We start from the raw sequence: 13,499 nt of genomic DNA on the forward strand, positions 1-13,499 counted from the left end.
GGTTTGGGTGGGGTTTTTGTTTTTTGTTTTTGTGTTTGGGGGTCTTCGGGTCGTTTTTGTGGTTTTCTGGGGCCCGTGGGCCGCCCCCCCGACACGCGAGGCCACCGCGCGAAGCCCAGCATCATCACGCCGAGCCCGCGAGCAACACACACCCCGACAGTCACACCTTCCCCGGCCCGCCGAACGCCGTGAAGGACTCCTTCCCAGCGCTCAACGCCGTGAAGGAGGCCTTCACGGCAGCACGATCCATAAAGGACACTTCCGGGTGGGCGGGCGGGGGTGGGGAACGGGGGGACGGGGGCGCAGTCACGAGCCGGACATCCGCGGTGAGGGCTTGCCGCAACCACGGAAACGGGGTTCGCCGGACCCTCCATCCGCAGGGGCGCCCCCCTGAACCAGCCTATCGCCGGGGTGCGACGGAAACTCCGGAAACGGGGCTGGGAGGCCGGAGTTGTCCACACCGGGAGGTGCCTGTGGACAACTGGGGAAAGCGGCGGTCTGGCGGAGCCTCAGCGTTTCCGGTCCAGTTCCCTGGCTTCTTCCGGGGTCGGGGCGGTGCCGCCGAGATGAGCGGGGAGCCACCAGCGTTCGTCGTCGGAGGCGGGCTTGTCCGGGTAGGCGGCCTGGGCGCGGTCCAGCAGCGCTCCCATGCGCACGCGCAGGTCCTTGGACAGCGTTTCGGGGTCCTCGTCGGCGCCCGGCCGCAGCGGTTCCCCGGCGATGATCGAGATCGGCACGTGCCGCTGGGTCAGGTTCTTCGGCCTGCCCTTGGTCCACAGGCGCTGCGTGCCCCACAGTGCCATCGGCACCACCGGCACGCAGGCTTCCGCGGCCATCCGCACCGCGCCGGACTTGATCTCCTTGACCGTGAACGACTGACTGATCGTGGCCTCCGGGAACACGCCGACGACCTCGCCCGCCTTCAGCCGCTCGACGGCCTCGCGGTAGGAGGCCAGCCCGGCCGCCCTGTCGACCGGGATGTGCCGCATCCCGCGCATCAGCGGCCCGGCGATCCGGTTCTCGAAGATCTGCTTCTTCGCCATGAACCGCACCAGCCGCTTCGCCGGGCGGGCGCCGAGGCCGCAGTAGATGAAGTCGAGGTAGCTCACGTGCGTGCACGCGATGACCGCGCCGCCGGTGGCCGGGATGTGCTCCGCGCCCTCGATCCGGATGCGGTTGTCCAGCACCCGGAACATCAACTTCGCCGCCGCGATCACGGGCGGGTACACCAGCTCAGCCATTCCGCAAGGCTACGTGACCGCAGGGAAGAAACCTACGGATGCGTAGGTTTTGCGGACCAGATCACCGGGTCCTGGCGACCGGACCCGCGCGGGAGCAGCGCGAGCGGCACGGCGAGCAGGGTCGCGAAGAGTGCCACCGCCTGGTGCTTGATGTTCTCGATGCCGTCACCCAGCGCGGCCAGGACGAACTGGCCCACCGCGACGGTCAGCAGCAGGCCGAGGACGACGCCCAGCGCGGTCCGCCACTGCCGCAGGCCGCGCCAGGCGACGAACAGCCACAACGGGACCAGTGCGAACAGCCGTAGCGGCGCGAGCAAGCCGGTCAGCCCGGACACCACCGGCATCCGGTACTCCTGCGCGTGCGGCGGCAGCCCGGCGGAGATGTCGAAACTGCCGAGATAGTCCGGGCGGGCGGTGAGCAGATCGCCCGCCGCGCGGTTCAGCACCTCGAGGGTGCGTCCGGGGTGACTCGCGAAGTAGCCCACGACGTTGTGACGGCTCAGCTTGTCGCGGTAGCGCGGGTATTCGGAGTCGAGCGTCGCCGGGTTCGGGTGCCACCAGCCGTTGCCCGCGTACTTCGCGAACGTCGGCGGCAGCCCGAGAGCCGCGAGGTCGGCCTGGGTGTCGTGCTTCCCGTCGACAATGGTCATGAAGACGGTGTTGAACACGTTGATCTCACGCGAGTCGTCACCAGGACGTGCCGCCAGCGTGCCATCGGGTGCTTTCGCGGGCTCGACGGTTTGCTGTGCGTACAGCGTCACTCCGCCGAGCACGCCGACGACGAGCAGCGACGGCACCCAGCGCGCGAGCCCCCGGCGGCCACCCGGCCGGGTCAGCAGCACGGCGATGGCGAGCAGGGGCAGGATCATCAGGGTCTGGACCTTGGCGTTGACGGCGACGACTCCGCCGAAGACCGTCACCGCCATGCCCGCGTAGGTCCACCATCCGCTGCGGGCCATGAGCAGGAGTCCGCCGACCGCCAGCAGCAGCCCCAGGAACGCTGCGCCCTCACCGAGTACCGAGGCGAAGTAGCCGAAGAACGCCGAATCACCGGCGACCAGCAGCAATCCGGCCGCCACCGCGATCCGCACGCCGCGGCCATACGGCAGCCCGAGAACGATCGCCGCGATCGCCACCGCGACGAGAGCACTGCTCACAATTCCGAGCACTGTCAGACTCAGTGACCCGTGCTCTCCGAACAGATCACCGATCCCTCGTGCGGCGCGGGCGAGCCAGCTCTGACTCAGCAGATAGGTGGGCTCGCAGGTCTCGCCCGGCACGTCGTAAACGAAGCGCGCGAACGGTTCCGGACGGCTCTGCCACGGAATCCCGGCCCCGCACAGCACCCGGAATCCATCGCCGTTGTCGGACATCCCGACCGGGCGAGGCACCAGGAACCGGATCAGCAGCACCGTCAGCGTGGCGCCGAAGACACCGAGGCCGAGAAGCGCTTCCTCCCGAAACCGCGCGATCGGTGCTGGGCTCGGCGCGGTGTCGACACTCACGAGGGGCAAGGTACGTGACGAAATTCCGGCGCCTTGTCGAGGTCGTCGACAACGGTCTGCGCCTGTTCCGTGCGCGGGTACAACGCGACCCAGTACGACGTCCCTTCCCGGTGGAACGTGGCGACCTGGTACTTCCCCGCGTAGATCGGGTCGATGGTGCACCGCTGGCTTTCGGAGTATCCGGTCTCGGTCGGCACGGCGACCGTCGGGCGCCGCGCGTTCACCACGTAGTCGTAGTCGGTGACGACGCCCCGCTCGCGCCGCCCCTCCCGGGCGATGTGGTCGTCGGTCTGGCCGAGGACGTCGACGACGAGCAACTGCGGCCCCATCTCGTACGCCAGCGCCCCCGGCGAGGACGCGCTGATCACCGACCCCGGCGGCAGGTAATCCCCCAGCCACGAGCCGATCTCCGACAGCTGCGCGCCCCGCGCCTGCCACTCGCGGACACGGTCGAGCATGTCCGGGCTGAACACCGAAACCAGCACGGCGATCCCGGCGAGTCCCGCGGCGGCCACCGGAACCAGGCGGGTGCCGGCCGGCCATGCCCTCGGACGCGGAGACGGCTTCGCGGTGGCGACGGCGGTCAGCACGCCGTACGCCGATACGGACGCGACGGCGAGCAGCGGCGGTAGCGGCACCAGCTGACGCCACGACAACGAACTGTCGCCACCCAGCAGGACCGCGAACACCGCCAGCCCCGCCGCGACGGCGAACAGCAGCCAGACGACCGAGCGGGCCTCGATGTCCGGTCCGCCGCGACGCAGCAGCAACGCGACAGCCGCGACCAGGCCGACCAACAGGAAACCCTGATGCACCAGGGAAAATCCGGACAGGTAATGCCAGCCCTCGGCAACCCGCGCGCCGAACGTGCCGCTCATCCGCGCGTCGATCGCCGTCGGCAGCAGGTGGCCGTAGTACGTGACGCGCCAGGCCGTCCACGGCACGAGGAACACCAGCGCGCCGAGCGTGTACCCGGCGGGCGCCCACCAGCTGTGCTTGCCCCGGATCGCGGCGAACACCAGCCACAGTCCGGCGAGGACCGCCACCACGAGCCCGTCCGGCCGGGTCATCACGGCGAACGCGACGAGCACCCCCGCGACGACCGGGCGCCGGGCCGCGAGCGCGTAGCAGACGGAAAGCAGCAGGAGGACGAACAGCGGCATTTCGGTGCCGGACGGCCCGTAGACGGCCAGCCCGCTGGCGCCCGCGGTGAGCAGCGCGGCGGCGACGCCGAGCGCGGGGCGGGGTTCGGCGCCCTCCGGCAGTGCCCGCTCGACGATCCGGTTCACCAGGAAATACGTGAGCAGAACCGAACCGAGCGCGGCGATCGCCCCGAGGGTGACCGCCGCGCCTTCGACACCGATGCCGAAAGCGGCCTTCGGCAAGGAGATGAGCACGAGCCACAGGAAATTCGCGTAGCCCTCGACCCGCTCGCCCGCGTTGAACACCGGCCCGTTCCCGTCGGCGATGTTGGCCGCGTACCGGAACGCGATGAAAGCGTCTTCGGTGATAGTGGCGAACAGCAGCTGGTGCAGCAGCGAGAACCCGAGGACGAGGGTGAGCACGAAGCCGCGCCAGCCGGGCACGGTGGCGATCCGGCCCCAGGTGGTGACGATGAGCGCGGCCAGCAGGAGCCAGGCGCCGACGACCGCGTAAACCACCCGGCCCCCAATCCTCGACCGCCTGCCGCGTTCTCACCGCGTGCGAATGATTATCGATCATCCTGGCAGGATGTTGCGTGCGGGTCAGTCAGCACGGGACGATTCCCGCGAATCTTCCCCCTGTGTCACTCATTCGGCCGGGATCGCGCGCACGTGATCAGCCGTTCGGACGTATCGGAGGACGCGCGGCAGGCGAAGGGATCAGGCGGAGGTGAGGGGACGCGAGGCGCTGGCGCGCGCGGCGACCGCGGCGCCGCCGGCGGTGAGCAGGTCGGCGAGGGTGAACATCACGCGCGACGCGACGGCGAACGCCGTGGCCTGGCCGACGGTGAGGCCGCTCGCGGTGAGGACCGCGACCTGAGCGACCTCGCGGACGCCGACGCCGCTGGGCAGGATGAACGCGAACGTGCCGACCGTCATCGACACGGCCATCGCGCCGACGCACAGGATGAACCCGTCGAGCCCGGGCGCGCCGACCGAGTTGGCCAGCAGCCACAGGTGCACGCCCTGCAACGCCCATGCCGCCGTCGACGCGCCGAAGACCTTGCCGACCACCGCCCAGCCGAGCGGGTGCTCCAGCCCCGGACGGCGCAGGATCCGCAGCACCAGCGAGGTACCCCAGGTCAGCACCTTCGGGTGCAACATCGCGAGGCCGACCGGGATGAGCACGAACAGCCACAGCGCGCGGGGGCTGTTGCTGAACACCGCGGGCGCCGCGAGCAGCGACACGACGAGCGCGGACACCACGCCGACGCCGAGCTGGATCAGCGACGCGGTGAAGATCCGCGCCCTGGCCAGGCCCGCCTTGCGGCCCAGCTCCATCTGCAGCAGGTACGCCCACACCGAGCCGGGGACGTACTTGCCGAGCGAGCCGACCAGGCAGATCTGCGAGCCGCGGGCGTAGCCGATCGGGGCGCCGAGATCGTCGACCATCGCCTGCCACCCGTAGGTGGAGACCATGATCGCCGCGACGAGCGCGAGCAGGCTCAGCAGCGAGGACTGCCAGGCGACGTCGGACAGCGTGTGCCAGAACTCGTCCCAATGCGACACGAGTGCCTTGGCCGCGAATCCGACGACGGCGATGATCGCGACCCAGCGGACGACGTCGAGGATCCTGGCCTTGGCGGATTTCGGCTGCGCGAGGACCGTGGTCCCCTCTTTGCCGGATCCGGTTCCCTCCGGCTCAACGGTGGTCGTCACGGGCAACCCCTTTAAAAGCGCGGCGGGAGCGCTCGGGCGACGCGACCGCGGACTCGGGTTCCCGGACAAACACTGGCACTCCTCACGGCCATGGAAACGGCAAGTCAGGCCTGCACCGTGACCAGGCGGCTGAATTCGGCCAGCAGATCGTAACCGTCCCAGACCGCCGAGAAGGTGAGGGCCGATCCGAACGGAACGATCCGGTCGACACCGCGTCCGGCCAATTCCGTCACGAATTCCGTCAATTCCTCAGCACTGAAGCCGAATTGACTGACGGTCTGATCCTTGCGGAGCACGATCGGGACCAGCTCGCCCAGCGTGTCGACCCGAGCGTTGGCGAAGGTGCCCGCGCCCAGCCACTCCCGCGGCAGGCTCGCCGGATCGGCCAGCTCCAAAGTGGCCAGACCGTTCCGGTCGGCGCCCGCGCCTTCGAACGAGATGGCGGTGGCGATGCCGTCCACCGCGGCGCCGTACGCCGAGACACGCTTCTGCACGGCCATCGCGGGCTCGGTGACGTGCTGTTTCGTGGCCAGCACCTCGGCGAGCAACGTGCGGAACTCGCTCCCGGCCGCCTTCGCGCCCTCGGCGTCGCCGACCCAGAACACGGCACGCGGCGACGAGCACGCCGCCTGGTCGAACCAGTACGAGTCGTTGTAGAAGCCTTCGGCGGCCGCGCGGCGCTGGTCTTCGGTCGCGTTCTGCCAGCCCGCGACCGACGCCACCGCGAACGACGAGCGATCCGGGAAGGTCAGGTCACGGGCGTGCGGGGCCAGCGGGTACTTCCGCAGCGCCGCGACCGAGGCGTCGCCGCCCCAGATCACCCGCAGGTCCGCCGCCAGCGACAGGGCGCCGCTGATCTCGTCGCTGCGGTCGTAGGTGACCATGCGCTGGGTGGCGGTGATCGCCGCCGCGGTCGCCGGGTCCACTTCGGACAACGCGTCGTTCAGCGCGTCGAGCACGGCCTCGGCCGCCCCCGCCGAACGCGAGGAGACGCGGACGACGTTGTGGTTGCCCGCCAGCGCGGACAACGCCCACGAGTACACGAAGATGGTATCCACATTGGCCGGTGGCACGTGGAAGACCAGCCCGCGCGGGAACCGCAGGGCGTCACCCGAAGTGTCCAGAGTAGACAGCGCCTTGGCGATTTCTCCCTTGCGCAGGAAGAAACCCAGTGAGGCCAGCTCAGGGAACCGGCGTGCGGTCGCGGGCGCGAGCAGCTTACGCGCGAACTTCGTGACGAATTCGACGATGCGCGGATCACCCACGCGCAGGCGCCCGCCCGGCGGCTCGGCACGCAGCTCGTCGACGAGCGCGCCGACCTCGATCGAGTCGGCCAGCGGGAAGCGCTGAGTCAAGGCATTCACGCGGCCGCACCCCCGGAGAACGTGTCGGAGCAGCCACGGGCCTCGGCCTTGGGCAGGCGGCCGAGCACCGAGAAGTGCTTGCCCGGCCAGTCACCGTCGTCGATTCCGTTGTACACGCCCAGATCCTCGGTGAGCAGGACGTGCCCGGGGTAGGAGCGCGGGAGCGTCGAGACGACCTCGATGACGCCCGGCTCGCCGACCGGCTGCTCTTCCCAGGTCTCCGGGTTCCGGATCACGACGTCCGCAAAATTGGGGCAGTACAAGGAGTTCCCGGACGGGCCTTCGAGGAAGACCGTGCCGATCTGCTCGATCATGCCGTAGTAGTTGTGGATCCGGGTGAGCCCGGTGTCCTCTTTGAACCGGCGGCGGAACTCGGTGTTGTCGACCGCGCGGTCGATCAGCTTCTTCCAGCCGCCGGAGTGGATGAGGATGCCGTTGGACAGGTCGAGCCCGTTGTCCCGCGCCACCTCGTACAGATACAGCCACACCATGAAGGTGAAACCGAAGATCAGGAACGGCTTGTCCCCGTACTCGGCGAGGAACTTCTTCACCGCTTCGATGTCCGGCTTGTCGTTCTCGTCGAGCACGTAGGTGTGCTTACGGCCGAAATTCGCCATACCCAGCACGCCCGCGCCGCGTGCCGAGAACGACCGGCGGTTCTTGATAATGCCGATGGTGTCGACCATCAGCATCGGCAGCCGCTCGCCGCCGAGAACCTCCTGCAGCGTGGCGCCGAGCTGTTTCGTCTGCGCCGCGGCGGCGTCCTTGTCCAGGTAGATCCGCGACGCACCCGCCCCGGTGGTGCCGGACGAGGTCAGCGTCTTGAACACCTCGGCGTCCGGGATGCTCTTGAGATCGTGTGTCTTGAACATGCGCACCGGCAGCCAGGGCAGGTCGGCGATGCGCTCGAACCTCGTGTCTTCCGCGATGCCCAGCGACGACAGAATTCGTTGGTAGCCCACGGAATTCGCGCGATGGTGCGCGGTCAGCTCGGCGAGCTCGGGCAGCAGCGACGCCTCCCGCTCGGCCTGCGACCGAGTGAACACACTCATACCTGCCCCTCCAACGTCCGGTAGTCGATCTTGCCGCTGGCCAGCAGCGGCACGGTGTCGATGGGCCGCACGTCGAACCCGCTGGTGTGCAGGTGCAGCCGCTCGGACAGCGCCTTCGACGCGTCCTTGCAGATGTCCTTGTCCGCCCCTTCGGCGAACAGCACGACCTTGTCCCCGGCGGGAACGGCGGCCACGACGTCGATCCCGACGGCGGCGGTGCGCACCGCCTGCTCGAGATCGTCGAGGCTGACCCGGTTGCCGAAGACCTTGCCGATGCGCTTGAGCCGCCCGGTGATGAACAGGAACCCGTCCTCGTCGAGATATCCCAGGTCACCGGTGGCCAGCACGCCGCCGTACTCGTCACCCTTGGCCAGCTCCGACTCGTCGTCGGCATAGCCCATCATCACGTTGGGACCACGGTAGACGACCTCACCGACAATTTTCGGATGCGTCGTCTCGGACCCGTCGTCACGCCGGACCGCGAACGCGCCGCCGGGCAAGGCAGGCCCGGCGGAACCGAGCTTTTCGGCCAGCCGCTCGGCAGGCACGGTGGTCATCCGGGGCGACGCCTCGGTCTGCCCGTACATCACGAACATCCGGCCGCCGACCGCGCGGATCTTGTCGTTGAACTCCGCGACGAGTTCGTCCCGCAGCTTCCCGCCGGCCTGCGTCAGCGTGCGCAGCGTCGGGTACTTCGCCGGGTCGAACTTGAGGCGCCGCAACATTTCGTAGTGATACGGCACGCCGGCGAGCGAGGTCACCTTGTGCTCGTTCACCGCGTCCCAGAACCCGCGGCCCAGCACGCCGGACGGCTCGATCACGACGGTCGCGCCCCGCAGCAGGTGCGAGTTGAGCACGGAAAGGCCGTAGCTGTAGTGCAGCGGGAGGCTCGTCGGCGCGACCTCGTCGGAGTCGATGTCGAGGACCTGCGCGATCGCGTCGGCGTTCGAGAACACCGCGCCGCGCGACAGCCGGACAAGCTTGGGGTTGCCGGTGGATCCGCTGGTCGGCAGCAGGATCGCGAGTTCGGGATGCGGCTCGACGGCGTCCGCCGTGGTCCGCACCCAGTGCTTGCCGGACGCCGCGTACTCCGCCGGAGCGCCGGCTTCGGGCGCGGAAAGCACCGCCGCCGGGCGGAAGCGCTCGATCAGCCCGCCCAGCACGTCGGCGTCGAGTGCCGGATCGATCAGCGCGATCGCACGGCCGGACTCGAACGCGGCGAGGTAGTTCAGCACGCTGTCCAGATCGACCGCCATGCGCGCGAACAGCACGCCCGTCGGCAGTTCGGCGAGCGCGGCGGCGAGGCGGGCCACCTCGGCGTCCAGTTCCTGACCGGCCAGCGTGCGGCCCCCGGCCACATCGATCAGCCGAGCCCCGACACCCAGCAGGGTCATAGCACCAAGCCTCCGTCGATCCCCAGTACCTGGCCGGTGACGAACGACGCCTCGTCACTCACCAGGAACCGGATCGCCTTCGCCACGTCCTCGGGACGGCCGAGCCGCCCGAGCGGCGTCTTCCCGACATTTTCCGCGACCGCGTCCTCGCTCAGGCCCGCGGTCAGATCCGTCTCGATCACGCCCGGCGCCACCGCGTTGACGCGGATCCCCGAGCGGCCGAGTTCCTTGGCGGCCGAACGCGCGATGTTCGCCACCGCCGCCTTCGACGCCGCGTACACGGTCTGACCAGCACTTCCGTACTCGCCGACAATGCTCGCCAGCACCACGATCGCGCCGGTCTTCTTGCGCATCATGGCGCGCGCGGCCGCCTGCACGGTGTGCAGCGTGCCCGCGACGTTGGTACTCAGCGTGGTCTCGACCAGTTCCTCGCGGATCATGCCGAGGAGCGCGTCCTCCATGATCCCGGCGTTCGCGACGACGATGTCCAGCGCGCCGTGTTCCTTGGCGACACCCCTGACCAGCGTCGACACGGCCTTCGCGTCGGTGACGTCCAGCGCGAGCCCGGCGGCGGCACCGGCCTCGGTGGCCGCCTGCTTCGCGCGGTCCTCGTCACGTCCGGTGAGCACCACCGTCGCGCCCGCCTCGGCGAGCGCCCGCGCGGTGGCAAGGCCGATGCCGCGCGTCCCGCCGGTGACCAGGGCGACCTTGCCGCTGAGGACCGGCCTCGCGGCCTGAGCGTCGGACACAGTCATTACTTCGACTGCAGCTCGGTCACCATGTCGACGGCGACCTTGAAGCTGGACATGTCGATGACCTGGTCGGTGTCGAACTCGACGTCGAACTCGTCCTCGATGGCCGCGACCAGCGCCATGTGACCGACCGAGTCCCACGCCTCGATGTCGCGGTACTTCAGGTTCTCGACGTTCACGTCGTCACCGAGGTCCAGTGCCTCGACGAAGACCTCACGCAGCTTGGGGGCGACATCCGCCATGTCCGTGTCTCCTAATGCTCGTCGCGCGGGCGAGCGTCCCACGCCTTCACCAAGGTAGAGAGGTCGCCGGGCAGCCGGTCGGCCAGCCCGCCCTCCGGGAGCGATTCCTTCCCTTTGAGCCACGGACCGAGCGCCTCGATCGTCTCCTCGTCCAGGCCGCGACGGGACAGCCCGACCTGGTTGACGCCGGTGACGCGGGCCGGGTTGCCGACCGCGATGGTGAAAGCGCCCACTTCGCGGCGGACCGCCGAGCCCATGCCGACCATCGCGCCGGGGCCGATCACGACGCGCTGGTGCAGCACCGCGCCCATGCCGAGGTTGGCGCCGTCCCAGATGTGGCAGTGGCCGCCGGTGATGACGTTCGAGGCGATCGTCACGCCGTCGCCGACAAGGCAGTCGTGCGCGATGTGGCTGCCGCGCAGGTAGTAGCCGTCGTCGCCGAGCGTGGTGGTGCGCCAGGTGCCCTGGTGGACGCTGACGTACTCGCGGATGCGGTTGCGGCTGCCGATGACGACGCCGTGGCCGTCGTGGTCCGGGTCACCGGCCGGCGCGGCGTCCCACGCGGCGGGGTGCTCGCGGTTACGGTCTTCCCCCGGCGTGCCGATGGTCACGTGCGGGCCGATCCAGTTGCCGTCGCCGATACGGGCGGGGCCGACGATGACGGTGTACGGGCCGATGACGTTGTCCTCGCCGAGTTCGACGCCTTCGCCGATGACGGCCGTCGGGTGGATCCGGTTAGACACGAGTTTCCATTCGTCGGCGGCTGCTGGCAGCCTGGGGGGTCAAGGCCGGGCAGCAGCGCCCGGTAACGTGTGGCCCGCGTTGTTGCAGGGCGGCCGGGCGCGGAACCGGCGGCTTTCCGGCCTCACGGCCTGAGCGCTCAGCACTGTACCGGACGCGCCGAAACCACCTGCCGAGAGAGACTTGCCGATGATCCCCATCACCGTGGTCGACGTCCGTGACGCGGAGGACCTCGTCGTCGAGGTGCTGCGCTCCGGCGCCATCGCACAGGGTCCGATGGTCAAGCGCTTCGAAGAAGCCTTCACCGGCGTCACCGGAACCAAGCACGCGGTCGCGGTGAACAGCGGCACGACCGCGCTGGTGGCCGCCCTGCAGGCGCTGGACCTCCAGCCCGGCGACGAGGTCGTCACCTCGCCGTTCACCTTCGTCGCGACGCTGAACGCGATCCTGGAAGCGGGCGCGACGGTCCGGTTCGCCGACATCCGGCGCGACGACTTCGCGATCGACCCGGACGCGGTCGCCGCGGCGATCACCGGCCGCACCAAGGTCCTGATGCCGGTGCACCTGTACGGCCAGACGGCCGACATGGGCAAGCTCGCCCCGCTGGCCTCCGAGCACGGGCTGCACGTGATCGAGGACTCGGCGCAGGCCGTCGGCGCGTCGTTCGAGGGCAAGCCCGCCGGGTCGTACGGCATGGGCTGCTTCTCGCTGTACGCGACGAAGAACACGACGACCGCCGAAGGCGGCGTCATCACCACGGACGACGACGCGCTCGCCGACAAGCTGCGGCTGCTGCGCAACCACGGCATGCGCGCCCGCTACCAGTACGAGCTCGCCGGGCACAACTGGCGGATGACCGACCTGCACGCGGCGGTCGGCATCCCGCAGATGGCCAAGATCGACCAGATCATCGCCGCCCGTCAGGCGAACGCGAAGCGGCTGTCGGACGGTCTCGCCGGGACGCCGGGGCTCGACGTCCCGCAGGTGCTGCCCGGCCGCGAGCACGTGTGGCACCAGTACACGGTGCTGGTCGGCCCGCACGCGATGCTCTCGCGGGACGAGCTCGCCGCCTCGCTGACCGAAAAGGGCATCGGGAACGGGATCTACTACCCGAAGATCGTCTTCGACTACGACTGCTACCGCGGCAACCCGCTGATCCCCCACGCGCGGACCGAGGACTTCCCGGTGGCGGCTTCCGTTGCGGCACAAGCACTTTCGCTTCCGGTGCACCAGCACCTGAGCGAGTCCGACCTTGACAAGATCATCGAGACGGTTCGCGAGGTACTGGGCGCATGACGCATCGCATCGCTCTCATCGGCACGGGCAACATGGGCTCGCTGCACGCCCGTGTGCTGTCGGCGAACGACCGGGTCGAGCTGGTGAGGGTGGTGGATCCGCGCGAGGAAGCGGGGCGCGCCGTCGCCGATCGCTACGAAACGCAGTGGACACCGGAGATCGGCTCACTGTCCGATGTGGACGCCGTGGTGCTGGCCTCGGCCACCGAGGTGCACTACGACCTGGCGCAGGAGATCCTCGGCCAGGGCAAGCCGCTGCTGGTCGAGAAGCCGGTGTGCAACAGCCTCGAGGCGTCGCAGGAGATCGTCGGGCTGTCGGCGAGCAAGGACGTCCCGCTGATGTGCGGGCTGCTGGAGCGCTACAACCCCGCGGTCATGACGGCGCGGGCGCTGGTACAGGAGCCGGTGCACCTGATGGCGCGGCGCCACGGCCCGTACGCCCCGCGGATCAAGACCGGCGTCGCGTGGGACCTGCTGGTGCACGACGTCGACCTGGCGATCCAGTTCTTCGGCGGCGCGACGCCTTCGCGGGTCACCTCCGGTGCGGGGTACTTCCACCCGTCGTCGGTGGAAGGCGCCGAGGACACGATCGAGACGGTGCTGTCGTTCCCGACCGGGCTGGCCACGGTGTCGGCGTCGCGGCTGGGGCAGCGCAAGGTGCGTTCGCTCGTCGTGTCGGAGCTGGACCGGCTGATCGAGATCGACCTGCTGCGCCGCGACGTCACCATCTACCGCCACGTCTCGCACGACTCGGTGACGCCGGACGGGCTCGGCTACCGGCAGCAGACGGTCATCGAGATCCCGGAGCTGGTCACCGCGCGGGAGCCGCTGGCCACGCAGCTGGACCGGTTCGTGGATCTGCTGGAGGGCAAGGTCGACGCCGAGGACGAGCGGTCGCGGATCCTGCCCTCGCACGATGTGGTCGCGCAGGTGCTGACGCAGGCCGCTGCCTGAGGTCATCTTTCGTTTGGTCCGTAATGCCGTGAAGGCCTCCTTCACAGCGCTCAACGCAGTGTTAGGGGGCGTGACGGGCCGGCCCGCGCGTGTGGGGA

The 13,499-nt window shown here is 69.5% G+C and carries 12 protein-coding genes; 2 read left to right on the forward strand and 10 right to left on the reverse strand.

All coding sequences use genetic code 11. The features are described 5' to 3' along the window. Nucleotides 1-509 precede the first annotated feature (509 nt). From ACFWX1_RS13795 to ACFWX1_RS13840, 10 genes are all read right to left on the reverse strand, one after another. A complete protein-coding gene (locus tag ACFWX1_RS13795) occupies nt 510-1,241 on the reverse strand; it encodes a lysophospholipid acyltransferase family protein (protein WP_378387085.1) in 732 nt (243 codons plus the stop codon). A gap of 32 nt (nt 1,242-1,273) precedes the next feature. After that, nucleotides 1,274-2,746 carry a hypothetical protein gene (locus ACFWX1_RS13800; protein WP_378387087.1) on the reverse strand — a complete coding sequence of 491 codons (1,473 nt, stop codon included), beginning with the start codon at nt 2,744-2,746 and terminating at the stop codon, nt 1,274-1,276. Further along, the gene (locus tag ACFWX1_RS13805) at nt 2,743-4,407 is read right to left on the reverse strand and encodes a hypothetical protein (RefSeq protein WP_378387089.1); all 1,665 of its coding nucleotides are present in this window, start codon (nt 4,405-4,407) and stop codon (nt 2,743-2,745) included. Before ACFWX1_RS13805 ends, ACFWX1_RS13800 begins: the two co-directional genes overlap by 4 nt. A 201-nt stretch (nt 4,408-4,608) precedes the next feature. Continuing rightward, nucleotides 4,609-5,520, reverse strand: a complete 912-nt coding sequence (locus ACFWX1_RS13810; protein ID WP_378387289.1) for a lysylphosphatidylglycerol synthase transmembrane domain-containing protein — start codon at nt 5,518-5,520, stop codon at nt 4,609-4,611. A gap of 191 nt (nt 5,521-5,711) precedes the next feature. Next, entirely contained in the window at nt 5,712-6,971 is a 1,260-nt protein-coding gene (locus ACFWX1_RS13815; RefSeq protein WP_378387091.1) for an acyl-CoA reductase, read from the reverse strand. Continuing rightward, on the reverse strand, nt 6,968-8,023 hold the full coding sequence (locus ACFWX1_RS13820) for an acyl-protein synthetase (protein ID WP_378387093.1): 1,056 nt from the start codon (nt 8,021-8,023) through the stop codon (nt 6,968-6,970). The genes ACFWX1_RS13815 and ACFWX1_RS13820 overlap by 4 nt, the downstream gene beginning before the upstream one ends. Beyond that, nucleotides 8,020-9,417, reverse strand: a complete 1,398-nt coding sequence (locus ACFWX1_RS13825; RefSeq protein WP_378387095.1) for an AMP-binding protein — start codon at nt 9,415-9,417, stop codon at nt 8,020-8,022. Before ACFWX1_RS13825 ends, ACFWX1_RS13820 begins: the two co-directional genes overlap by 4 nt. After that, complete coding sequence (locus tag ACFWX1_RS13830; protein ID WP_378387097.1) at nt 9,414-10,172, reverse strand: glucose 1-dehydrogenase; 759 nt, start codon at nt 10,170-10,172, stop codon at nt 9,414-9,416. Before ACFWX1_RS13830 ends, ACFWX1_RS13825 begins: the two co-directional genes overlap by 4 nt. Further along, nucleotides 10,172-10,411 (reverse strand): acyl carrier protein, encoded by a 240-nt coding sequence (locus ACFWX1_RS13835; RefSeq protein WP_378330755.1) that lies wholly within the window; start codon nt 10,409-10,411, stop codon nt 10,172-10,174. The genes ACFWX1_RS13830 and ACFWX1_RS13835 overlap by 1 nt, the downstream gene beginning before the upstream one ends. Nucleotides 10,412-10,422: 11 nt before the next feature. Beyond that, nucleotides 10,423-11,154 (reverse strand): UDP-N-acetylglucosamine acyltransferase, encoded by a 732-nt coding sequence (locus ACFWX1_RS13840; protein ID WP_378387099.1) that lies wholly within the window; start codon nt 11,152-11,154, stop codon nt 10,423-10,425. A 187-nt stretch (nt 11,155-11,341) separates the two neighbouring features. Here ACFWX1_RS13840 and ACFWX1_RS13845 point away from each other — a divergent pair, with 187 nt between their 5' ends. Then, the gene (locus tag ACFWX1_RS13845; RefSeq protein WP_378387101.1) at nt 11,342-12,448 is read left to right on the forward strand and encodes a DegT/DnrJ/EryC1/StrS family aminotransferase; all 1,107 of its coding nucleotides are present in this window, start codon (nt 11,342-11,344) and stop codon (nt 12,446-12,448) included. After that, entirely contained in the window at nt 12,445-13,401 is a 957-nt protein-coding gene (locus ACFWX1_RS13850; RefSeq protein ID WP_378387103.1) for a Gfo/Idh/MocA family protein, read from the forward strand. Before ACFWX1_RS13845 ends, ACFWX1_RS13850 begins: the two co-directional genes overlap by 4 nt. The last annotated feature ends 98 nt before the right edge of the window (nt 13,402-13,499 follow it).

The organism is Amycolatopsis sp. NPDC059021, from assembly GCF_042739895.1.
Classification (GTDB): Bacteria; Actinomycetota; Actinomycetes; order Mycobacteriales; family Pseudonocardiaceae; genus Amycolatopsis.

Excerpts from the sequence above, each read along its gene's own strand:
- ACFWX1_RS13795 (WP_378387085.1), bottom strand. The coding sequence starts at position 1,241 with ATGGCTGAGCTGGTGTACCCGCCCGTGATCGCGGCGGCGAAGTTGATG.
- ACFWX1_RS13820 (WP_378387093.1), bottom strand. The coding sequence starts at position 8,023 with ATGAGTGTGTTCACTCGGTCGCAGGCCGAGCGGGAGGCGTCGCTGCTG.
- ACFWX1_RS13825 (WP_378387095.1), bottom strand. The coding sequence starts at position 9,417 with ATGACCCTGCTGGGTGTCGGGGCTCGGCTGATCGATGTGGCCGGGGGC.
- ACFWX1_RS13830 (WP_378387097.1), bottom strand. The coding sequence starts at position 10,172 with ATGACTGTGTCCGACGCTCAGGCCGCGAGGCCGGTCCTCAGCGGCAAG.
- ACFWX1_RS13835 (WP_378330755.1), bottom strand. The coding sequence starts at position 10,411 with ATGGCGGATGTCGCCCCCAAGCTGCGTGAGGTCTTCGTCGAGGCACTG.
- ACFWX1_RS13845 (WP_378387101.1), top strand. The coding sequence starts at position 11,342 with ATGATCCCCATCACCGTGGTCGACGTCCGTGACGCGGAGGACCTCGTC.
- ACFWX1_RS13850 (WP_378387103.1), top strand. The coding sequence starts at position 12,445 with ATGACGCATCGCATCGCTCTCATCGGCACGGGCAACATGGGCTCGCTG.